This is a genomic window from Mesorhizobium sp. M6A.T.Cr.TU.014.01.1.1, from assembly GCF_004022765.1.
GTDB lineage: Bacteria > Pseudomonadota > Alphaproteobacteria > Rhizobiales > Rhizobiaceae > Mesorhizobium > Mesorhizobium mediterraneum.
Map to the genome: position 1 here is coordinate 133,926 of NZ_RZPG01000013.1, position 20,914 is coordinate 154,839.

19 protein-coding genes, 1 tRNA gene and 1 riboswitch are annotated in these 20,914 nt (G+C 61.9%); of the genes, 9 read left to right on the forward strand and 11 right to left on the reverse strand.

The genetic code is table 11. The features are described 5' to 3' along the window. Positions 1 to 41: 41 nt before the first annotated feature. Positions 42 to 305 carry a DUF6460 domain-containing protein gene (locus tag EN885_RS16735; protein ID WP_095488019.1) on the reverse strand — a complete coding sequence of 88 codons (264 nt, stop codon included), beginning with the start codon at positions 303 to 305 and terminating at the stop codon, positions 42 to 44. 41 nt (positions 306 to 346) lie between these two features. Then, positions 347 to 745 (reverse strand): hypothetical protein, encoded by a 399-nt coding sequence (locus EN885_RS34260; RefSeq protein ID WP_245329995.1) that lies wholly within the window; start codon positions 743 to 745, stop codon positions 347 to 349. Between EN885_RS34260 and EN885_RS16740 the strand changes: the two genes are divergently transcribed. Both EN885_RS16740 and EN885_RS16745 read left to right on the forward strand, forming a co-directional pair. Then, positions 644 to 2,443, forward strand: a complete 1,800-nt coding sequence (locus EN885_RS16740) for an acyltransferase family protein (protein WP_245461340.1) — start codon at positions 644 to 646, stop codon at positions 2,441 to 2,443. The two genes, EN885_RS34260 and EN885_RS16740, sit on opposite strands and share 102 nt — an antisense overlap. A gap of 78 nt (positions 2,444 to 2,521) precedes the next feature. Further along, a tRNA-Gly gene (locus EN885_RS16745) sits at positions 2,522 to 2,595 on the forward strand. A gap of 20 nt (positions 2,596 to 2,615) precedes the next feature. Here EN885_RS16745 and EN885_RS16750 read toward each other — a convergent pair. Further along, positions 2,616 to 3,605, reverse strand: a complete 990-nt coding sequence (locus EN885_RS16750; RefSeq protein ID WP_095488015.1) for a LysR family transcriptional regulator — start codon at positions 3,603 to 3,605, stop codon at positions 2,616 to 2,618. A gap of 311 nt (positions 3,606 to 3,916) precedes the next feature. On the opposite strand from EN885_RS16750, the gene chvE reads away from it, so the two are divergent. The 4 genes from chvE to araD1 all read left to right on the forward strand — a co-directional run bounded on the left by chvE (position 3,917) and on the right by araD1 (position 9,129). Beyond that, positions 3,917 to 4,981 (forward strand): multiple monosaccharide ABC transporter substrate-binding protein, encoded by a 1,065-nt coding sequence (chvE, locus tag EN885_RS16755; RefSeq protein WP_095488013.1) that lies wholly within the window; start codon positions 3,917 to 3,919, stop codon positions 4,979 to 4,981. A gap of 99 nt (positions 4,982 to 5,080) precedes the next feature. After that, a complete protein-coding gene (gene mmsA, locus EN885_RS16760) occupies positions 5,081 to 6,613 on the forward strand; it encodes a multiple monosaccharide ABC transporter ATP-binding protein (RefSeq protein WP_095488011.1) in 1,533 nt (510 codons plus the stop codon). Next, positions 6,610 to 7,902: a multiple monosaccharide ABC transporter permease gene (mmsB, locus tag EN885_RS16765; protein WP_095488009.1), complete on the forward strand. Its 1,293-nt coding sequence runs from the start codon at positions 6,610 to 6,612 to the stop codon at positions 7,900 to 7,902. The genes mmsA and mmsB overlap by 4 nt, the downstream gene beginning before the upstream one ends. 234 nt (positions 7,903 to 8,136) lie before the next feature. Continuing rightward, positions 8,137 to 9,129, forward strand: a complete 993-nt coding sequence (gene araD1, locus EN885_RS16770; protein ID WP_095488007.1) for an AraD1 family protein — start codon at positions 8,137 to 8,139, stop codon at positions 9,127 to 9,129. A gap of 170 nt (positions 9,130 to 9,299) precedes the next feature. Here the strand turns inward: araD1 and EN885_RS16775 are convergent, their stop codons facing one another. Together EN885_RS16775 and EN885_RS16780 are read right to left on the reverse strand one after the other, a co-directional pair. Next, a complete protein-coding gene (locus EN885_RS16775) occupies positions 9,300 to 10,073 on the reverse strand; it encodes an ABC transporter substrate-binding protein (RefSeq protein ID WP_128242850.1) in 774 nt (257 codons plus the stop codon). A gap of 97 nt (positions 10,074 to 10,170) precedes the next feature. Then, positions 10,171 to 11,265: a 2'-deoxycytidine 5'-triphosphate deaminase gene (locus EN885_RS16780; RefSeq protein ID WP_128242851.1), complete on the reverse strand. Its 1,095-nt coding sequence runs from the start codon at positions 11,263 to 11,265 to the stop codon at positions 10,171 to 10,173. A 124-nt stretch (positions 11,266 to 11,389) separates the two neighbouring features. Beyond that, a riboswitch (SAM riboswitch) is annotated at positions 11,390 to 11,467 on the forward strand. A 57-nt stretch (positions 11,468 to 11,524) separates the two neighbouring features. Here EN885_RS16780 and EN885_RS16785 point away from each other — a divergent pair. After that, on the forward strand, positions 11,525 to 12,715 hold the full coding sequence (locus EN885_RS16785) for an O-succinylhomoserine sulfhydrylase (protein WP_128242852.1): 1,191 nt from the start codon (positions 11,525 to 11,527) through the stop codon (positions 12,713 to 12,715). Positions 12,716 to 12,763: 48 nt separating this feature from the next. On the opposite strand, the gene EN885_RS16790 is transcribed toward EN885_RS16785, so the two are convergent. Continuing rightward, the gene (locus EN885_RS16790) at positions 12,764 to 13,918 is read right to left on the reverse strand and encodes a ceramide glucosyltransferase (protein ID WP_128242853.1); all 1,155 of its coding nucleotides are present in this window, start codon (positions 13,916 to 13,918) and stop codon (positions 12,764 to 12,766) included. Between the two features lie 225 nt (positions 13,919 to 14,143). Between EN885_RS16790 and apaG the strand changes: the two genes are divergently transcribed. After that, a complete protein-coding gene (gene apaG, locus EN885_RS16795) occupies positions 14,144 to 14,536 on the forward strand; it encodes a Co2+/Mg2+ efflux protein ApaG (protein WP_095487997.1) in 393 nt (130 codons plus the stop codon). Positions 14,537 to 14,691: 155 nt separating this feature from the next. Here the strand turns inward: apaG and EN885_RS16800 are convergent, their stop codons facing one another. The 3 genes from EN885_RS16800 to EN885_RS16810 all read right to left on the reverse strand — a co-directional run bounded on the left by EN885_RS16800 (position 14,692) and on the right by EN885_RS16810 (position 17,978). Next, complete coding sequence (locus EN885_RS16800) at positions 14,692 to 15,726, reverse strand: Hsp33 family molecular chaperone (protein ID WP_095487995.1); 1,035 nt, start codon at positions 15,724 to 15,726, stop codon at positions 14,692 to 14,694. A 123-nt stretch (positions 15,727 to 15,849) separates the two neighbouring features. Next, entirely contained in the window at positions 15,850 to 16,761 is a 912-nt protein-coding gene (gene argF, locus EN885_RS16805) for an ornithine carbamoyltransferase (RefSeq protein WP_095487993.1), read from the reverse strand. A gap of 17 nt (positions 16,762 to 16,778) precedes the next feature. Beyond that, the gene (locus EN885_RS16810) at positions 16,779 to 17,978 is read right to left on the reverse strand and encodes an aspartate aminotransferase family protein (protein WP_095488084.1); all 1,200 of its coding nucleotides are present in this window, start codon (positions 17,976 to 17,978) and stop codon (positions 16,779 to 16,781) included. A 356-nt stretch (positions 17,979 to 18,334) separates the two neighbouring features. On the opposite strand from EN885_RS16810, the gene EN885_RS16815 reads away from it, so the two are divergent. After that, entirely contained in the window at positions 18,335 to 18,853 is a 519-nt protein-coding gene (locus EN885_RS16815) for a GcrA family cell cycle regulator (RefSeq protein ID WP_095487991.1), read from the forward strand. A 98-nt stretch (positions 18,854 to 18,951) separates the two neighbouring features. Here the strand turns inward: EN885_RS16815 and EN885_RS16820 are convergent, their stop codons facing one another. Together EN885_RS16820 and phoU are read right to left on the reverse strand one after the other, a co-directional pair. After that, positions 18,952 to 19,959: a magnesium and cobalt transport protein CorA gene (locus EN885_RS16820; RefSeq protein ID WP_095487989.1), complete on the reverse strand. Its 1,008-nt coding sequence runs from the start codon at positions 19,957 to 19,959 to the stop codon at positions 18,952 to 18,954. 133 nt (positions 19,960 to 20,092) lie between these two features. Next, positions 20,093 to 20,818: a phosphate signaling complex protein PhoU gene (gene phoU, locus EN885_RS16825; RefSeq protein WP_095487987.1), complete on the reverse strand. Its 726-nt coding sequence runs from the start codon at positions 20,816 to 20,818 to the stop codon at positions 20,093 to 20,095. Positions 20,819 to 20,914: the final 96 nt, after the last annotated feature.

A 20,914-nucleotide genomic window follows, 5' to 3' on the forward strand; every position in this document is an offset into this window, starting at 1 on the left:
TTGAGCATGATCCTTGCCGAACCGCAGGTTCGGGGCCATACCTATTTCCGGTAGTTGGCGATCCTGAGCAGGAGGAAGGCCGGAATGACGATCGCCGCGCCCAGCAGGATGTAGCCGAGGAAACGGTCAATGGCGCGGAAGCCCAGATTCCAGAGATCGACGAAGAAATTCCGGATGCCGTAGAGCACATCCACCGGCGACCAGCCGAAAGCGTTCATGACAAGGCCGACGAGGAACGATACCACCAGCAGCTTCAGAAGCACCCGGAGCGGCGTATCGCCGAGAAAGCGCGTCAGTGCGGACAAGGCGTGTCTCCAGATTCGGTTAACCCGATTCGGGTACAGGTTCAGAAATACGCACTTGCCGCGCTGGCATCAAGGTGGTCGCTGAATCCAGTTGCTCCGCACGGCGGTTTGCGGATTGTCTGCTCGCCGACCTTGACACTTATGTTGCAGCGCAGCAAAATTGGAGGACAGAGGGTAATCCGTTGATATTGATCTGCCAGACTCATCGCCCGACTATGGACGGACTGCGCCGTCTCGCCGTGACCTGCGAACACAGGGCTTCTTGAATGAAGTACAGGCGCGATATCGATGGCCTTAGGGCTGTTGCGGTGCTGCCGGTTGTACTCTTCCATTTCGGAATCTCGGCAATTCCAGGCGGCTTTACCGGCGTCGATATCTTCTTCGTCATATCCGGCTACCTGATCACCGGAAGTCTTCTGGACGACCTTGAACGCGGCCAATTTTCGATCGTCAGCTTCTACTGGCGCCGTGCCCGGCGCATTCTGCCGGCTCTGATCTTTGTCACGCTTCTCACCTGTATTGCGGCATTGTTCATTCTTCTGCCGTCAGATCTGCATGAATTCAGTCTCAGCGTCATAGCGGCCTCGACTTTCTGGTCGAACATCTATTTTTGGAAAACGTCAAATTACTTCTCCATCGATGCCGAGCTCCGACCGCTGCTGCATACGTGGTCGCTTTCGGTCGAGGAGCAGTACTATATCTTTGCCCCAATCCTGATGTTCCTGATCTATCGCTATTTTGCGAAGCGCTGGCTGACAGCACTCCTGCCGATCATTCTCGGCAGCTTCGTGCTGGCGGTGATGGCGACATGGCTGGCGCCAAGCGCGGGATTCTACCTGCTGCCGACACGGGTCTGGGAACTCATGCTGGGCGCTGTGCTCATGCTGAAACGGCCCCCGCCGTTGAGCAATCGATTTCTTATGGAACTGGTGGGGCTGGCCGGATTTGGCCTTCTCGCCATCGGGTTCTTCGCGATTTCGGAGAGCGACCCGTTCCCGGGCTACAACGCTTTGTATCCGTGCCTCGGAACGGCACTCCTCATCTATGTCGGCCAAAACAGCCCCTCGACGATCGCTAGCCGCATACTCGAAGTCCGACCGCTGGTCTGGATCGGTCTCATCTCGTATTCGCTGTATCTTGTTCACTGGCCGATCAATGCGTTCGCGCACTATCTTTCATTGCAAAAACTCGACCCGTCGATGACCGTTGCGATGACGGTCGCAAGCTTCGCATTGGCTGCATTCTCCTGGAAGTATATCGAGCAGCCGTTTCGGCAGAAAAGGAGCTTCACCGCCCCGATGCCCATCTTCGCCTTTTCAGCCGGCGCGATCGCTCTTCTTTGCGTTGGCGGGGCGACCGGGGCGCTCGGCAACGGTTTTCCGCAACGGTTTCCGGACTATGCCCAACAGCGGATCCCTGTCGGGGACTGGCTCAAGGGCACCTGTTTCAACGAGGGCTCCAGCCGGATCGAAAGCTGGAACATCAAGGACTGCACACGCACTCGCGGCTTCCCTACAACCGTTTTGTTGTGGGGCGACTCGTTTGCCGCCCACTATGTTTCGGGCCTGGAGGCCAACATAAATCAGCTTCAGGCCAACGTCGTCGAATACACATACGCAGGCTGTCCACCAATCCTCTCTTACTTCTCCTATGCACGCCCGGATTGCATGCGGTTCAATCAGCAGGCCCTGAAAGTCATCCAGGACGCCGGCATCAAGACGGTTGTACTCAGCGGCCGGTGGACCGACTATGAGGCCAGGAGTTTCGACGGTCTCCAGCAAACGATCGATACGCTTCATGGCCTGGGTGTGCGCGTGTTTGTCATCGGCCAGTCTCCGCAGTTCATAACCGACGTTCGGAAAATCGCATTCTTCGCAAAGCGCGGAAATCTCAGTGATACGTCCTGGCCGATGGCCATGGATCCCGACATCAACAACCGCGTGCGCTCATTTACCAAAGGCGCCACCTTCATCGATCCGCTCGAATTCCTCTGTAGCGCAGGACGCTGCTCCTACGCCGACGCAGGCCAGTTTCTCTATTTCGACTATGGCCATTTCTCCTCGATAGGGGCCACGCGGGCCATTGCGAAATACTGGCCGGTGTTTGCGGTAGACGATGCCCTTGCCACGACGAAGTAGCGGCGGGCGGCGGGCAAAGCTCGAATGCGCGCTTAACGATTGCCCGAACGCCGGATTGCGTGGTAACGAGGCTGCTGCGCGGGTATGATGTAATGGTAGCTTGTCAGCTTCCCAAGCTGAACGCGCGGGTTCGATTCCCGCTACCCGCTCCAGCCGTCAGCCCACCTCTCTCTCAACCCACCTCCCTCAAGATAAAGTCGTGCAGCATCTTGGCTGCCGGCGACAGCACGCGATTCTTCACGGTGATCAGGCTGTAGGGCCTGACCTCGATGTCGAACTCGGTCTGGACGACGTCGATGGCGCCGGCCAGCCCCTCGGGATTCTGGATGAATTTCGCCACCTGAATCGACACCGGCGCGATGGCGTCCGACTGCGCGACCATGACCAGGGTCAGAAGCAGCGAACTGGTGTTGAGGATGCGGTCCGGCAGCGCGATGTTGCGGTTCAGGAAATTGCTTTCCATCGCTTGGCGCAGTGGCGAGCCGCCCGACTGGAAAACCCAGTCGTAGGCAGCGGTCTCCTCCAGCCGCACCGCCTTGCCCTTGGCGAGCGGGTGGCCGCGGCGCACGATCAGGCAGGCTTTTTCAACACCGATGACGCGGGCCTCGAACAGCCGTGGATTGAGGTCGTCGGGGATGCGCGCGATGATGAAATCGTGACGCGTGGCGATCAGCTCGCGCGCCAGCACATTGGAGGTCTCGACCTGCATGGTGATCTCGATACGCGGATAGATGCGCCGGATTTCGCGGATCGCCGGCACGGCGAGCTCGATCGCAGGGGCCGTCACCGCGCCCAGGAACACCGAGCCGCCCTTGCCCGCCTTGAGCTCGGATATCTCGCGGTCGACCTCACGCATCTCGAGCAGGATCGAGCGCGCGCGCCTCGCCAATGCCTTGCCATAGGGCGTCAGCGTGATGCCGCGCGGCAGCCTTTCGCACAGCTTGACGTCGAGCACTGCCTCCATCTCGGCGATCATCCGTGAGGCGGCGGGCTGCGAAATGTTCATGACCTGGGCTGCCGCGCTGACCCGGCCATGGTCGTCGAGGGCTGCGATCATGCGCATGTGGCGCAGGCTGAGGCCGCTGCGCAGCAGGATCTCTCCGTCGCCGGGGGGTTCTTCGTAACCGGCTGAAAGTCCATCAGGATTCCGCAGCGCCGCCATCGTCTTTTTCTGTCCCGCTCGTGGCCACCGGCAATCCGGCCAGGTCTTCGTCGGCTTTCAATATATCAGTTTCGGTATAGCAACCATCAAAGATCGCATTTGACAGTTATGGCAAAGAGCCACACCCTTTGCGCGTCCTGAAGCTTGACCGTCGCCAGCGAGAAAAATCGCATCGACTGGAACCAGAGTCTCAGGGCCGATTGGGAGGATACCGGAGATCGATATGACGGCAGCGGCGCGTTTGGCGCTCCTGCACGATCGCGCGGCCCACGAAACCCAGGGTGCGCGTCCATCAAACAGGGAGAGTTAATGTGAAGATCATCAAGACACTGGCCGCCGTCGCGGCCCTTGGCATCGCGGCCATGACGGTCCCGGCGCAGGCAGGCGAAGGCCTCGTCGGCGTGCTGATGCCCACAAAGACCTCGCAGCGCTGGATCAACGACGGCGACGCCGTCAAGTCCCAGCTCGAGGCTCTGGGCTACACTGTCGACCTGCAATATGCGCAGGACGATATCCCCAATCAGCTCAGCCAGCTGGAAAACGAAATCACCAAAGGCCCGAAGGCGCTGATCATCGCCTCGATCGACGGCACCACGATGTCGGACGCGCTGCAGAAGGCGGCTGACGCCGGCGTCGTCGTCGTCGCCTATGACCGCCTGATCAAGAAGACCGCGAATGTCGACTACTACACCACCTTCGACAATTTCGGCGTCGGCGTCATCCAGGCCAAATCGCTGCTCAAGGGCCTCGGCTATCCCGAAAACAAGGGTCCGTTCAACGTCGAGCTGTTCGGCGGTTCGCCGGACGACAACAACGCCTTCTTCTTCTACAACGGCGCCATGTCGGTGCTGCAGCCGCTGATCGACGACAAGACCCTCGTCGTGAAGTCCGGCCAGATGGGCATGGACAAGGTCGGCACGCTGCGCTGGCTGGCAGCGACCGCCCAGGCCCGCATGGACAATCTGCTCTCCGCCAACTACTCGGATGGCAGCCGCGTCGATGGCGTGCTCTCGCCGTATGACGGCCTGTCGCGCGGCATCATCGCCTCGCTGCGCGCCGTTGGTTACGGCACGGCCGACCAGCCCTGGCCAATCGTCACCGGCCAGGACGCCGAGACCGCTTCGGTCAAGGCGATCATCGCCGGCGAGCAGTACTCGACCGTGTTCAAGGATACCCGCGAACTCGCCAAGGCGACGGTCGAGCTCGTCGACAAGGTGCTCTCGGGCGGCAAGCCGGAAGGCCTCGACACCACGACCTACAACAACGACGTCAAGGTCGTCCCCTCGATCCTGCTGACGCCGCATGAGGTCGACAAGTCGAACTACCAGGCCCTCGTGGTCGACTCCGGCTACATCAAGGCCGAAGAGCTGAAGTAACCGCAGTTGCAAAGTCTGGGGTCCTGCGCAACGCAGGGCCCCTTTTCGTTAACCAGCGAGGCCGGTATGTTTGCCGATCTCGGAGGAGCTTAATTCCTGATGACCTCGACGATTTTGGAGATGCGTGACATCACCAAGACGTTTCCCGGCGTCAAGGCGCTGTCGAATGTCAACCTCAGCGTTGAGGAAGGCGAGATCCATGCCGTGGTCGGCGAGAACGGCGCCGGCAAATCGACGCTGATGAAGGTGCTTTCGGGCGTGTACCCATCCGGCACCTATGACGGCGAAATCATCTATCGCGGCGATGAGTGCCATTTCAAAGGCATCCACGACAGCGAGCGCCGCGGCATCGTCATCATCCACCAAGAACTCGCGCTGGTGCCGATGCTGTCGATCGCCGAAAACATCTTTCTCGGCAACGAGCAGGCCAGATTCGGCATCATCGACTGGAACGCCAACGAGACGCGCACCGGCGCTCTGCTCAAGAAGGTAGGCCTCAAGGAAGACCCAAAGACGCTGATTACCAATATCGGCGTCGGCAAGCAGCAGCTGGTCGAGATCGCCAAGGCGCTCAGCAAGGAAGTGAAGCTGCTCATTCTCGACGAGCCGACGGCATCGCTCAGCGAAAAGGACAGCCAGGCGCTGCTCGATCTGCTCCTCGAATTCAAGCGGCAAGGCATCACCTCGATCCTGATCTCGCACAAGCTCAACGAGATCAATCGGGTCGCCGACAAGGTCACGATCATCCGCGACGGGCGCACCATCGAGACGCTGCCCAAGAAAGACATCTCGGAAGACCGCATCATCACCTCGATGGTCGGCCGTTCGCTGGACGACCGGTTCCCGCCGCGAGAGCCAGAGATTGGCGAGACCGTGCTCGAGGTGAAGAACTGGTCGGTCTATCACCCGATCCATGCCGAGCGGCAGGTGATCAAGGGCATCGATATCAACGTCCGCAGGGGCGAGGTGGTGGGTATCGCCGGGCTGATGGGTGCTGGACGTACCGAATTCGCGATGAGCCTGTTCGGCCGCTCCTATGGCCGCCGCATCACGGGCGAAGTGCTGCTCAAGGGCAAGCCCATCGATGTCTCCTCTGTCAGCAAGGCGGTGGAACATGGCATTGCTTACGTCACCGAGGATCGCAAGACCTACGGTCTCAACCTAATCGATCATATCAAGCACAACATCACGCTGGCCAATCTTCCCGGCGTGTCGCGCCATAGCGTGATCGACGATATGCGCGAGCTTGCGGTAGCCAACGACTACAAGGCCAAGACCAACATCCGCTCGTCCAGCGTCTATCAGATGACCGGCAACCTGTCGGGCGGCAATCAACAGAAGGTGGTGCTGTCGAAGTGGCTGTTCGCCAATCCGGAAGTGCTGATCCTCGACGAGCCGACGCGCGGCATCGACGTTGGCGCCAAGTATGAAATCTATACGATCATCGCGCGTCTCGCCTCGGAGGGTAAGGCGATCATCGTCATCTCGTCGGAAATGCCCGAACTGCTCGGCATCACCGACCGCATCTATGTCATGAACGAAGGGCGTATCGTCGGCGAAATGGCGGCGAGCGATGCCAGCCAGGAAAAGATCATGCGCGCCATCGTTCGCGGAGAAGGAAAAGCATCATGAGCACCGAAAGCGCTCCCGTGCCGAAAAGCGGCGTCGCCGAAGATGTGCAGCAGGGGCCGCGCGTTGCCGTCTCGGCGCTGGTCACCAACCTGCGCGAATACGGCCTGATCCTGGCGCTGATCCTCATCATGGTGTTCTTCCAGTTCACGACGTCCGGAACGCTGTTCAAACCGGTGAACCTGAGTAACCTGGTGCAGCAGAACAGCTTCATCATCGTGATGGCGCTGGGCATGCTGCTGGTGATCGTCTCCGGCCATATCGATCTCAGCGTCGGTTCCGTCGCCGGTTTCATCGGCGCGCTGGCAGCGATGATGATGGTCATCTGGCCTCTCGGCCCTTTCAGCAATCCGCTGGTGGTGTCGATCATCTGCCTGATCGTCGGTGGCGCAATCGGCGCGGCACAAGGCTACTGGATTGCCTATCACCGAATACCAAGCTTCATCGTCACCCTGGCGGGGATGCTGATCTTCCGCGGCATCTGCCAGGCGCTGCTGGGTGGCGGGTCTTCCGTGGGGCCGCTTCCGGTCGGCTTCAAGGCGCTAAGTTCCGGCTTCATTCCGGACGTGATCGGCTCGTTGACGCTGATCCCGCCGGTCGTGAACGCCGCTGGCAAGACCATCGTCGGCAGCGGGCTGACGCTGCACATGACGACGATCGTGATCGGCCTCGTCGCTGTGCTCGCCTATGCCTATCTCGGGCTCAGGGCGCGGCGCAGCCGAGAGCGGCATGGCTATGAAGCCGAACCCTTCCCGCTGTTTGTCGTCAAGACCCTGGTGATCAGCGCCCTGACGCTGTTCCTGGTCTACCAATTCGCCACCTACAGAGGTCTGCCAATCGTTCTCGTGGTGATGGGCGTGCTGATCGCGCTGTTCGTCTTCGTCACCAAACGCATGACGGTCGGCCGTCGTATCTACGCAATGGGCGGCAATGCCAAGGCGGCGCAGCTATCGGGTATCAAGACCGAGCGGCTGACCCTGATGGTGTTCATCAATATGGGCGTGCTCTCGGCGCTCGGCGGGCTGATCATTGCGGCGCGCCTTGGCCAGGCGGTGCCGGCGGCGGGCCTCGGCAGCGAGCTCGACGTGATCGCCGCCGTGTTCATCGGCGGCGCTTCGGCGATGGGCGGCGTCGGCCAGGTTATCGGCGCGGTGGTCGGCGGCTTCATCATGGGCGTGATGAACAACGGCATGTCGATCATGGGCGTCAATGTCGATTGGCAGCAGGTGGTGAAAGGCCTGGTGCTGCTCGGCGCCGTGGTTTTCGACGTCTACAACAAGAACAAGGCTTGAGGGCGAGGAAACGAATGCATGTCGCCCAAAGCCTGCCCTCGGGCCTGACCCGGGGGTGCGCAGCGGTTTTGGGGCAACGCCGTGCACAGAAGCAAGGATTGAAGCGCGCCTCCGTTGGCCCGCGAGCGCAATCCGGACGAAGAATTTCACCCGTGGCACGGATACCGTCCGAGCTGCGCCAGGCAGGGCTTGCCAGACCGGCAGTCGGCCGAGGCAATTGAGAGAGGGTACGTCATGCTGATTTCCCAGATCCTCGACGACGCGGAGACCATTCGCGTTGTCGCCCGCAACGGCGGCAAGACCAGGATCATCAACGGCGCCCGCAGCGTCTATTCGCTGGCGATGGAGGCCGCGCGCACCGGCACCGGGCTCGCCGCCCTCATCGAGCGCAAGGGGTTCGGTGAAGCGGTCGACCTCGATGCCGCCTACAAGAAGGGACGGCTGTTGTCGCCGATCAACCATCCGGATCCGGCGCATCTTCATCTCACCGGCACCGGGCTGACGCATCTCGGCTCCGCCGCGACCCGCGATGCCATGCACAAGAAGCTCAGCACCGGCGGCGAAGAGCAGCTCACCGATTCCATGAAGATGTTCCGCATGGGGTTGGAGGGCGGCAAGCCGACCAACGGCCAGACGGGCGTGCAGCCGGAATGGTTCTACAAGGGCAACGGCACCATGGCGGTGGCGCCCGGCGCGGCACTTCTGTCGCCCGCCTTCGCCCAGGATGCCGGCGAGGAGCCGGAAATCGCCGGCATTTATGTCATCGGCGACGACGGTGCCCCGTTCCGCGTCGGCTTCACGCTGTCAAACGAGTTTTCCGACCACGTCACCGAGCGTGTGAACTATCTTTTCCTCGCGCATTCCAAGCTGCGCAACGCCTCGTTCGGGCCGGAGATCCTGATCGGCGACCTGCCGTCCGACATCAGGGGTTCCTCACGCATTGTCCGCGACGGCAAGCTGCTGTGGGAAAAGCCGTTCCTGTCAGGCGAGGCGAACATGTCGCACACCATCGCCAATCTCGAACATCACCACTTCAAATATTCGGCTTTCCGCCAGCCGGGCGACGTTCATGTGCACATGTTCGGCACCGCGACGCTGTCCTTCGCCGACGGCGTCAGGACCGAGGCCGGCGACGTGTTCGAGATCGAGGCCAAGGATTTTGGCCTGCCGCTGCGCAACCCGCTTGAAATCGAGCAGCCGGTGAAGGTGTCGGTGAAGGCGCTGTAGCGGGATCTCCCCCCTTGAGGGGGAGATGTCGCCGAAGGCGACAGAGGGGGTCGTCTCGCGTAGAGCGCCAGCCCCCTGCGTCTGCGATAAAGAGCCGAGCCCGGCCGGACCGACCCCCTCTGGCCTGCCGGCCATCTCCCCCTCAAGGGGGGAGATTGGCAGTTCCTACCTCAGTAAATATCGAAGTCGAAATATTTGGCCTGGATCTTCTTGTAGGTGCCGTCGGCGACGATTGCATCGATCGCGGCGTTGAGCTTTTCGCGCAGCGCATTGTCTTCCTGGCGCACGGCGATGCCCGCTTCCGTCTCAGTGCCCTTGACGTCGCCGACCATCTTGCAGCAGCCGTCGCTCGACTTCTTCATCCAGTCCATCAGCACGAACTTGTCTGAAAGGACGGCATCGAGGCGGCCGTTCATCAGGTCGGCAACCGCCTCCTCCTGGGTCGGATAGAGCTTCGCCTCGGCACCGGCCTTGCCATAGACATCCTGGGCATAGTCGGCCTGGGTGGTCGAAGCCTGGGCGCCGACCGTCTTGCCGGCGAGTGCGGCGGGTTCGGTCGAGGCAATATCGCTGTCTTTCAAGGCCACCAGCGAAAGCGGCGTCGTATAGTATTTGTTGGTGAAGGAGACCTGCTTCTTGCGCTCTTCGGTGATGCTCATGGACGCGACGATGGCGTCGAACTTTCTGGCCTGGAGCGCCGGAATCATGCCGTCCCAGTCCTGCGTGACAAGTTCGCATTCGACCTTCATCTGAGCGCAAAGCGCCTCGGCGATGTCGATATCGAAGCCGACGAGCTTGCCATCCGCGGTGATGGTGTTGAACGGCGGATAGGCGCCTTCGGTGGCGATCTTCAATTTTTCCTGCGCTTGCGCCGAAAAGGACCCGGCTGATATCACCAGCATGGCGGCTGTTGCTGCCGATGCGATCCATCTTGAAATCTGCATTTTTTTGTTCCCTTGGTTCAGAGCCACCCTGACGGCTGGGCACAGCCAAGCACGTCGCGCAGGGTTCAGGCAAGCGCGGTCTGATCGTGATGGGCGATCAGCGCGCGGCGCGGAAATGCTTGGACAGTTTCAGGCCCTGTGCCTGATAGTTCGAGCCGAGATCTGTGCCGTAGAGCGCCTGCGGCCGCTTCAGCATGTGCTCGTAGACCAGCCGTCCGACGATCTGACCGTGGTCGAGGATGAACGGCACTTCGTGGCTGCGCACTTCGAGCACCGCCCTGCTGCCGGTGCCGCCGGCCGCCGAATGGCCAAAGCCCGGATCGAAGAAACCGGCATAGTGGACACGGAATTCGCCGACCAGCGGATCGAAGGGCGTCATCTCGGCGGCGTAGAGCGGCGGCACATGCACCGCCTCCTGGCTGACGAGGATATAGAATTCGTCCGGATCGAGCACCAATTCGCCGGCACCGCTCTTGTAGAGCGGCTCCCAGAAGTCGACAACATCCTGTGCGGCGCGCTTGTCGACATCGACCAGGCCGGTGTGGTGCTTGCCGCGGTAACCGACCAGGCCATCCTTATCGCCATCGAGATCGATCGACAGCGCGATGCCGCCGCCGGAAATGTTCGGTGGCTCGGTGGCGACGAGCGTCTCGGCGCGGTGCAAGTCGTTGAGCTCGCTTTCAGACAAAAGCGCATTGCCGGTGCGGAACCTGATCTGCGACAGCCGCGAGCCGGTGCGGACGACGATCGGAAAGGTGCGCGGGCTGACTTCCAGATAGAGCGGGCCGTTGTAACCGGCAGCGATCTTGTCGAACTCGTGGCCGCGATCGGTCATCACGCGGGTGAAGATGTCGAGCCGTCCGGTCGAGCTCTTCGGGTTGGCCGAGGCGGAAATGTTTGCCGGAAGCGCCAGGCTCTCCAGCAGCGGCACGATATAGACGCAGCCCGTCTCCAGCACCGCGCCGTCGGCGAGATTGATTTCGTGGAGCTTCAGGCGGTCGAGTTTTTCGTCGACCCTATGGTTCGGGCCGGGCAGGAAGGAGGCGCGCACCCGCCAGGCCTTGTCGCCAAGCCTGAGGTCGAGACTGGCCGGCTGGATCTGGTCGGCAGCGAGCGCGCGTAGCGACGTCAGCGCGCCCGACTGGAACAGCGCGGAAATATCCTGATCGGGAAGAATGCCTGTCTGCCGCAAAGTCTGGCTCCGCTCGAAGGCCGGGCAACGTATCGTTTGCCGCAGGTTCTTGCCGCGGAACCTGCTGGTACAAACCTCTTAATCATGCCGGCAATTGACGCAAGCGCGGCGCGGGTCTAAAGGGTCGTTATCCCGTGGTGATTTGGCCGGTCGGCTTGCAGCCACGTTAAACAAGTCGCTAAAGGACCGTCGGGCCGCAAGGCCGTATGGACCGGTTGCGACTTTCGCGACCGGTTTTTTTGTGTCTGGAACAAAAGTGATGACAAGCAAGAAGCGCAACTGGAAACCTCAGACAGCACTCGTGCATAGCGGGACCTTGCGTTCCGGCTTCGGCGAGACCTCCGAGGCGATGTACCTCACCCAGGGCTATGTCTACGACACCGCGCAGGCGGCGGAAGCGCGCTTCAAGGGCGAGGAACCGGGCTTCATCTATTCGCGCTATGCCAACCCGACGGTCGACATGTTCGAGAAGCGCATGTGCGCACTGGAAGGTGCCGAAGATGCACGCGCCACAGCATCCGGCATGGCGGCGGTCACCGCAGCACTTTTGTGCAGCGCCAAGGCCGGCGATCATATCGTGGCGGCGCGCGCGCTGTTCGGCTCCTGCCGCTGGGTGGTCGAGACGCTGGCGCCGAAATACGGCATCGAGGCGACGCTGGTCGACGGCACCGAAATCGCCAATTGGGAAAAGGCGGTCAGGCCGAACACCAAGCTGTTCTTTCTTGAAAGCCCAACCAATCCGACGCTGGAAGTCGTCGACATCGCAGCCGTTGCCTCGCTTGCCAATTCGATCGGCGCGCGGCTGATCGTCGACAATGTCTTTGCCACGCCGTTGCAGCAGCAGCCCTTGCAGCTCGGCGCCCATATCGTCGTCTATTCGGCGACCAAGCACATCGACGGCCAGGGCCGCTGCCTCGGCGGCGTCATCCTGTCGGACAAGAAGTGGATCGATGAGAACCTGCACGACTATTTCCGCCACACCGGTCCGAGCCTGTCGCCCTTCAACGCCTGGACGCTGCTGAAGGGCCTGGAGACGCTGCCGCTGCGCGTGCGCCAGCAGACGGAAAGTGCCGGCCGGATCGCAGATTTCCTTGCCGAGCGATCAGAGATTGCCCGTGTCATTTATCCGGGCCGCGCCGACCACCCGCAGGCGGCGATCGTCAAAAAGCAGATGTCGGGCGGCTCGACGCTGATCTGCCTCGACGTCAAGGGCGGCAAGCAGGCGGCCTTCGCCTTCCAGAACGCGCTCGATATCGTGCTGATCTCCAACAATCTCGGCGACGCCAAGAGCCTGATCACTCACCCGGCGACGACGACGCACAAGAATCTGAGCGACGAGGCGCGCGCCGAACTCGGCATCGGGCCAGGCACGCTCAGGCTGTCTGTCGGCCTGGAGGACGCCGACGACCTGCTCGAAGACATCGAGCAGGCATTGAAAGCCGCCAGATAGGGATACGCACTGGAGCGGCTTTGCTCGCATCGTCAAAAGCAGGCGCTGTCAGGCGCCCGACGGGGTCTCTTCCAATTCCGCAGCGGCGCTGGTGTGGATGGTCATCGTGTTGCCGCGCCAGTCGACGGCACCGCTGAGCCAGCCTCGCGCCCAAATGGCGGGAAGCATCACGTCCCGCGCAACCATCGCCGGGACCATGCGCAGCGACAGGTGCCAGCCCTTAGCCGAGGCGAGAGCGCATTCCGGCAAATACGCGACTACCAGCACGGCGATGGCGGTTGCCGACAGGCTGAAGCCGGCGCTGGCCGCCGCAATCAGCGCAAGCGCCAGCGGCATCGCCGCGCCGATCAGTATCTCGGGCGCGAAGAACAGGGGGAAGGTGACGCGGCGCAGGCGTGCCCAGCGGGCCTGGCGCGACCAGATTTCGCCGAGAGTGCGCAAACCGAGCGGCTGCTCAAAGGGCGAGGCGACGAGATTGACGCGCAGTCCGAGCCCGTTGACCAGCTTGGTCGCGGCGGCGTCCTCGGCGATCTCGGCGGCAAGCGCACGGATGCCGCCATTGGCGTCGAGCATGGGCTTGTCCCACAACATGCTCTTGCCCTGGGCAAAACCGAGGCCGATCGCCTCGCCGGCATATTGCCAGCGCGCCTGTAGCGTGTTGAGGAATGCGCATTCGACCTCCGCCCAGAACCCGTCCGGCCGCGAGCCGATCGGCGTCGAGCAGACAAGGCCGGTGTCGGGCCGCCACGTCGCCATCAGATGCTGGACATAGTCCCTCGGCATCAGGACGTTGGAATCGGCAAGGATGACCCAGCGGTGGCGCGCGGCCTCCCAGCCCTTCACACAATTGTTGAGTTTCGGATTGCCGCTGATGCGGTCGTCGCCGACGAGCAGCCGGGCCGGCACGGCCGGAAAGCGGGCGATCGCATCGGTGATCGGCCTGACCACCGGGTCGTCGGCATGGGCGACGCAGAAGATGAGCTCATAGCGCGGCCAGTCGAGCGAGAAGACGCGCTCGAGCGTTTCCTCGGCAAACGGCTCGACGCCGCGCGACGGCACGACGATCGACACCGCAGGCGCCTTACCGGCTGGCGGCGCGATCCTGCCAGGCCGCTTCAGCTTCAACGAAGCGAGCAGGATGCTGGCGAGATTGACAAGGAGCAGAGCTGTGGAAAGCAAGGCGGCTGTGACTGTCAGTTCCATCGATATCTGGTCACTCCAGAAAAACCGGCCGCATGGAAGCCGTTTTCAACAGTTCGACAGAATGCTGAGTCGCCCGGCCCTGCACACCATCATTGTCATGTGTCACTTAAATGACATTGTTCTTCGGCAGCTGCGCTCAAAGGAGTCGGACAACGCCAGAAAGCACCCGGTTGACCAAACCACGGAGAGCGTCGAAAGTTCCGTCTACATATTGTGGAGTAGTCTATGTACAGCGCCGTTACGCGCAACATCGAAGTACAGGTCAGGCCGTTCTATCTGGAGGATCGCTCCGATCCGTCGGAGAACCGCTATGTCTGGGGCTACCAGGTCACCATCGACAATCAGTCGGATGAATTCGTGCAGCTTCTGTCACGCTACTGGCACATCACCGACGGCACCGGCCGGGTCGAGGAAGTGCGCGGCGCCGGTGTTGTCGGCGACCAGCCCGAACTCAACCCCGGCGACAGTTATCAATATACATCCGGCTGCCCGCTCTCGACGCCGTCCGGCATCATGGTCGGCCACTACACGATGCGCAACAAGCGGGGCGAGACGTTTGATATCGCCATCCCCGCCTTTTCGCTCGACTTGCCGGGCACACGGCGGACGGTGAACTGAGAGAGAAAGCATCGGCCGTTCGCGCCGCCCCTCATCCGCCTGCCGGCACCTTCTCCCCGTAAAGGACGGGGAGAAGGGACAAGCTCCAGCGCCCCCCTCTCCCCGTCCTTATGGGGAGAGGGTGAGGGTGAGGGGCAGCGCCAACGCTATCCACTTTACTGTGCCGAGCCGAACTCCGCCGGATCGAAGTCATATTGCTTCGAGCAGAATTCGCAGGCGACGTGAATGCCGCCATCCTCGGTGCTGTCCCTGATCTCGTCGGCGGAGAAGCCTTCGAGGATGCCGCGGATCTTCTCCTTGGAGCATGAGCACTGGTCGGCGACCGGCACGCCGCCGAAGACATGGACGCCGTGCTCGTGGAACAGCCGGTAAAGCAAGCGCTCGGCGCCGATCGTCGGATCGATCATCTCCGTCGGCTCGATCGTTCCAAGCAACGCCAGCAGTTCCTGCCAGGAATTGTCGGCCGGATCGTGGATCTCCTCACGCGGATCGCCGTCGCCGCCCGGAAGGTCGGGCACGCGCATGCGTTCGGGCGATTGCGGCAGGAATTGCGCCAGAATGCCACCGGCACGCCATTGCTCGCGGGCACCGCCGACGCCGGGCGTCAACAGCTTGGCCACCGAGAGCCTGAGATCGGTCGGGATCTGCTCCGACTGACGGAAATAGGTGCGCGCGGCCTCTTCCAGCGTCTCGCCGTCGAGCTGGACGATGCCCTGATAGCGTTGCGTGTGGGCGCCCTGGTCGATGGTCAGGGCCAGGACACCGCTGCCGAGCAGCGTCTGCTGCGAGGTCTCGCCGGCAGACGTCAGCGCTTCCAGCCGGTCGGCATCAAAGCGCGCATAGGCGCGCAGAGCCTGCGGCGTGGAAAAATCCGCAACCAGCATGTCGACCGGCCCGTCGGTGCGGGTCTGCAGGATGAACTTGCCCTCGAATTTGAGCGAGGTGCCGAGCAGCACCGTCAGCACGCAGGCTTCCGCCAGCAGGCGGGCGACCGGCTCGGGATAGTCATGACGGCTGAGGATCGCGTCGAGCATCGGCCCGAGCTGGACGGTGCGGCCACGCACGTCGAGCGGGCCGACCTCGAAGGGCACGACATGATCGTCGCCGGCATAGCCGAACTCGCCGAGTTTGGGTTGATGTTCAGCCAATTGATGAGTTTCCAACATAACAAAGCTCCGGGGCGCGGCCATGCCGCCCTCCGGGGCGCATGCGTCGAAACGCGCTCGATTTGCGTGATGCGCCTGAGATAGGCACCACACATTGCCGGATCAAGGTGGGCCGGATCAAGGTGGCCCGGATCAAGGTGGCCCGGATCAAGCGCCGAGGCACCAGGCCAGAACCGCCTTCTGGGCGTGGAGCCGGTTCTCGGCCTCGTCGAACACCACCGAATGCGGCCCGTCGATGACCTCGTCGGTGACCTCCTCGCCGCGATGCGCCGGCAGGCAGTGCATGAACAATGCGTCGGGCTTTGCCTTCGCCATCAGCGCCGCGTTGACCTGATAGGGTGAGAAGACATTGTGGCCGCGGGCACGGTGCTCCTGGCCCATCGACACCCAGCAGTCGGTGACAACGCAGTCAGCCTCGTGGACCGCCTCCTCGGGCGAGCGGGTGAAATTCAACTTGCCGCCATGCGCCGTCGACCAGTCGACATGCTTCTGCGCCGGCTCGCTGCCTTCCGGCACGGCAACGTTGAGGTTGAAGCGGAACCGCGCCGAGGCTTCCAGAAGCGAATGCAGCACGTTGTTGCCGTCTCCGGTCCACGCGATGGTCTTGCCGGCGACCGGACCGCGATGTTCCTCGAAGGTCATGATGTCGGCCATCAGCTGGCAGGGATGGGTATCGTCGGTCAGCCCGTTGATGACGGGAACGGTGGCGTTCTCGGTCAGCTCCAGCAGCCGGTCATGCGATGTGGTGCGGATCATGATCGCATCGACATAGCGCGACAGCACCTTGGCCGTGTCGGCGATGGTTTCGGAGCGGCCGAGCTGCATCTCGGTGCCGGTCAGCATGATGGTCTCGCCGCCGAGCTGGCGCATGCCGACGTCGAAGGACACGCGCGTGCGCGTCGACGGCTTGTCGAAGATCATCGCCAGCACCTTGCCTTCGAGCGGTTTCGTCCGCTCGCCGGCCTTGAGCCTTGCCTTTCGCACGACGGCATCGTCCAGCATGAAGCGCAGATCGCCCTCAGAAACGGCGGAAAGATCGGTGAAATGGCGAAGGCTCATTTGGGGTCTTTCGACTGTTACTTCGCGGCAGCCGCGGCGATGGCGTCGGCCAGGCCCCGGGCGCCGGCGCGGATGCGGTCGAGCGCCTCGTGGATCTCGGCATCGGTGACGGTGAGCGGCGGCAGCAGGCGAAGGACGTTGTCGCCGGCCGGAACCGCCAGCAGATGCTGGTCGCGCAACGCCATGTTCACCTTGGTGTTGGGTGCGGCGCATTTCAAGCCGAGCATCAGGCCGGTGCCTCTGATGTCTTCGATGATATCAGGAAATTCGTCGGCGACACTCGCCAGCCCCTGCTTCAGCAGCAACGCCTTGCGCTGGACATCCTCCAGGAAGCCGTCTTCCAGCACCACGTCGAGCACGGCGTTGCCGACCGCCATCGCCAGCGGGTTGCCGCCGAAAGTGGTGCCGTGCACGCCAGCGGTCATGCCGACGGCCGCCTCGTCGGTGGCGAGGCAGGCGCCCATCGGGAAGCCGCCGCCGATGCCCTTGGCGACCGCCATGATGTCTGGGGTGACGCCAGCCCATTCATGCGCGAACAGTTTTCCGGTGCGGCCGATGCCGCACTGGACCTCGTCGAAGATCAGGAGCAGGCCATGTTGTTCGCAGAGCTGCCTCAACCGCTTCAGCGACTGCGTCGGCACCGGGCGGATGCCACCCTCGCCCTGCACTGGCTCGATCAGTATTGCGGCGGTCTCTGAAGTGATCGCCTTTTCGGCGGCGTCGATGTCGTCGAAGCCGACCTGATCGAAGCCTTCGACCTTGGGCCCGAAGCCTTCCAGGTATTTATACTGGCCGCCGGCGGCGATGGTCGCCAGCGTGCGGCCATGAAAGGCGCCTTCGAAGGTGATGATGCGAAAGCGCTCGGGATGGCCCTTGACGAAGTGGTAGCGCCGCGCCGTCTTGATGGCGCATTCCAGCGCCTCGGCGCCGGAATTGGTGAAGAACACCTTGTCGGCGAAGGTGGCGTCGGCCAACCGCTCGCCCAGACGGCTCTGCCCCGGAATCTCGTAAAGGTTGGAGACATGCCAGACCTTGGCCGCCTGCTCGGTGAGTGCCGAGACCAGACGCGGATGGCTGTGGCCAAGCGAATTCACGGCGACGCCGCCGCCAAAATCGAGATATCGCTCGCCCTTGTCGGTGACCAGCCAGGTGCCTTCCCCATGGTCGAAGGCCAGGGGTGCGCGGGTAAAGGTCTCGAAAAGCGCCGAACCGCTCATTATATGCGTCTCCGGTACCGGAAAATCAAAAAAGCCGCCAAAGCGGCGGCCTTTGCGGCTTATCGTGTTTTTCGGCCATGAAGTCAACGAAAACGTCGCGCAATGACGCGCGGCAAGGCCCTCCAGCGAGGCGCCGGCTCATAAGCGACCGGGCAAGTTGGGGAAAACCGAAAAAACCGATTCGTGTTGGCCCTCGGACTCTTGTCACCGAGTCAGCGCATAAGGTAATTGTAGTCGAGAAATAACTAGATTTCGTGCGGCGGACCTAATCACCCGATATATGTGGTGTCTGCCCGGCGAAAGCCGGATCGTGGAAGGATTCCGATCGCCGCACATTTCAGCAGGAGCGCGGTCTCATGAATTGGACTGACGAGCGGGTCGAACTTCTTAGAAAATTGTGGTCGGAGGGACTGAGCGCCAGCCAGATCGCCGCACAGCTCGGGGGTGTCAGCCGCAATGCTGTCATCGGCAAGGTGCATCGGCTGAAACTGTCGGGCCGCGGACGCTCGACCGCCACGCCGGCACGCCAGAAGAAGAGCGTGCAGGGATCAACCGTCCAGAAATCGGTGTCGCGGGCGGCAAGCACAGCGCGGCATATCACCACGTCGATCGGCGCGACCGCGCTGCAGGCGCAATTCGACGCCGTACCGATGACGCGTCATTACGTCCGTCCGGTCGAGAACGTCGTTGTGCCGATCTCGCGGCATCTGCAACTCGTCGAGTTGACCGAGCGGACATGCAAATGGCCGAATGGCGATCCGCTTTCGGAAGAATTCCATTTCTGCGGCAACGACGCGGCCGAAACCGGACCCTATTGCAAGTATCACTCCCGCATAGCGTTCCAGCCGGCCTCGGAGCGGCGCCGCAGTCGCTGAGCGAATAGCGAATAGCGAATAGAGACGGATTGAGCCTCCGCGAGGAAGCAGCTTCATTTTCACCTATTCGCTACTCGCTATTTCCTATTCGCTCTCTTTCACAGCCAGCCGCTCTTGCGGAAGCGCCAGTAGAGAACCGAGCAGACCAAAACAATCGCTCCCAGCACGATCGGATAGCCATATTCCATCCTCAGTTCCGGCATGTCGTTGAAATTCATGCCGTAGATGCCGGCGAGCGCCGTCGGCACCGCCAGGATGGCAGCCCATGAGGCAAGCTTCTTGGTGATCGCCGTTTCCTGGCTCTGACCAACCAGAAGGCTCGCCTCGAAGGCAAAGGCGAGAACCTCCCGCAAGCTGTCGATCTTCTCCTGGACGGTGCGGATGTGGTCCGTGACGTCGCGGAACAGCGGGTGCATGGCCGCATGGATCTGCGGCAGGTCGGCGCTGGTCAGCCGGCGGCAGACTTCCACCAGCGGCAGTGCCGCATTGCGCAGGCGCAACAGGTCGCGGCGCAGCATGTAAAGCCGTTCTATGTCGGAGCCGGCCATAGGTTTCAGCAGAACCTTGTCCTCGATCGCCTCGACCTCATCCTCGATCTGCTCGAGCACCGGCATGTAGTTATCGACGATGAAATCGAGAATGGCATAGAGGACGAAATCCTCGCCCTTGGCCAGCGAATGCGGGCAGCTTTCCCAGTGCTGACGAACGGCGGCATAAGAGGTTGATGGACCGTGCCTGACGCTGACGATGTAGCCGGCACCGACGAACAGATGGGTTTCGCCGAAGGTGACACGACCGTCGATCAATTGAGCCGTGCGGGCGACGATGAACAAGGCGTCGCCATATTGCTCGATCTTGGGCCGCTGATGCGGATGCTCCGCGTCCTCGATCGCCAGATCATGCAGATGGAATTGCGCCTGGACGCGAAGCAACAGGTTGCGGTCGGGCTCCAGCAGGCCGATCCAGACGACATGGCCTGGCTTCTTTGCCCATTCGCCAGCTTCCTCGATCGGAATGTCGGCGATACGCCGGCCGGCCGTGTAGACGCCGGAAGCGATAATGCTGGACGTCGGCGGCGCAGGCATGAACTCCCGAACATATTCCATTCGCAGCCTCCTGAAAGGATGGCCTTCACTAGGGACTGAGAAGCTTAACGTCCGGATAGTTTAGCGCAGTTTCATAAAGCGTTCGAGAGGCCGAGCGAGATGAGTTCAGACGGGATCTTCTCGCTTTGGCCGTTCATTTCGCGGGTAGCGCTCCCGGGAGAACAATCTTGTCTGTCTTGTCGCCCTTCGGCCGCTCGGCCGGCATCTGATCGCCGGTGACGATGTAGTAAATCGTCTCGGCGATATTGGTGGCGTGGTCGCCGATCCGCTCGATGTTCTTGGCGCAAAACAGCAGGTGCGTGCAAGGCGTGATGTTGCGCGGATCTTCCATCATGTAGGTCAGCAATTCGCGAAACAGCGAGGTGTACACGGCGTCGATCTGATCGTCGCGATCACGCACGAAGACGATCTTTTCCACCGAGCGCGACGCGTAGACGTCGAGCACTTCCTTGAGCTGCGTCAACGCTAGGTCGGCCAAGGCCTCGATGCCGCGGAACAGGCTGGTCGGCTGGCGTCCTTCTGTGACGGCAACCACGCGCTTGGCGACATTCTTGCCGAGGTCGCCTACCCGTTCGAGATCCGCCGAGATGCGGATCGCGCCGACGATCTCGCGCAAATCCGTCGCCATCGGCTGGCGCTTGGCAATGATGACGATCGCCTTGTCGTCGATCTCGCGCTGCCCTTCGTCCAGAACGAGATCATCACGGATGACCTTCTGGGCAAGGCCGGGGTCGGCGTTGACGAGCGCCGCAATCGCCTGTTCGACCATACGTTCGGCATGCCCGCCCATCGCGGCGATGCGCTTTGACAGATATTTCAGCTCCTCGTCATAGGCGCTTACGATGTGCACGGACTGCATGGAAATGCCTTCCAGAGTGAGTCGTTTCCTCGAATCCCCGCTGATACGCTAGCCGGATGACAGAAAAAAGAAAAAGCCCGTTAATACGTAGTGCGG

Excerpts from the sequence above, each read along its gene's own strand:
- EN885_RS16750 (WP_095488015.1), bottom strand. The coding sequence starts at position 3,605 with ATGGCGGCGCTGCGGAATCCTGATGGACTTTCAGCCGGTTACGAAGAA.
- mmsA (WP_095488011.1), top strand. The coding sequence starts at position 5,081 with ATGACCTCGACGATTTTGGAGATGCGTGACATCACCAAGACGTTTCCC.
- mmsB (WP_095488009.1), top strand. The coding sequence starts at position 6,610 with ATGAGCACCGAAAGCGCTCCCGTGCCGAAAAGCGGCGTCGCCGAAGAT.
- araD1 (WP_095488007.1), top strand. The coding sequence starts at position 8,137 with ATGCTGATTTCCCAGATCCTCGACGACGCGGAGACCATTCGCGTTGTC.
- EN885_RS16775 (WP_128242850.1), bottom strand. The coding sequence starts at position 10,073 with ATGCAGATTTCAAGATGGATCGCATCGGCAGCAACAGCCGCCATGCTG.
- EN885_RS16785 (WP_128242852.1), top strand. The coding sequence starts at position 11,525 with ATGACAAGCAAGAAGCGCAACTGGAAACCTCAGACAGCACTCGTGCAT.
- EN885_RS16790 (WP_128242853.1), bottom strand. The coding sequence starts at position 13,918 with ATGGAACTGACAGTCACAGCCGCCTTGCTTTCCACAGCTCTGCTCCTT.
- apaG (WP_095487997.1), top strand. The coding sequence starts at position 14,144 with ATGTACAGCGCCGTTACGCGCAACATCGAAGTACAGGTCAGGCCGTTC.
- EN885_RS16800 (WP_095487995.1), bottom strand. The coding sequence starts at position 15,726 with ATGGCCGCGCCCCGGAGCTTTGTTATGTTGGAAACTCATCAATTGGCT.
- argF (WP_095487993.1), bottom strand. The coding sequence starts at position 16,761 with ATGAGCCTTCGCCATTTCACCGATCTTTCCGCCGTTTCTGAGGGCGAT.
- EN885_RS16810 (WP_095488084.1), bottom strand. The coding sequence starts at position 17,978 with ATGAGCGGTTCGGCGCTTTTCGAGACCTTTACCCGCGCACCCCTGGCC.
- EN885_RS16815 (WP_095487991.1), top strand. The coding sequence starts at position 18,335 with ATGAATTGGACTGACGAGCGGGTCGAACTTCTTAGAAAATTGTGGTCG.
- EN885_RS16820 (WP_095487989.1), bottom strand. The coding sequence starts at position 19,959 with ATGGAATATGTTCGGGAGTTCATGCCTGCGCCGCCGACGTCCAGCATT.
- phoU (WP_095487987.1), bottom strand. The coding sequence starts at position 20,818 with ATGCAGTCCGTGCACATCGTAAGCGCCTATGACGAGGAGCTGAAATAT.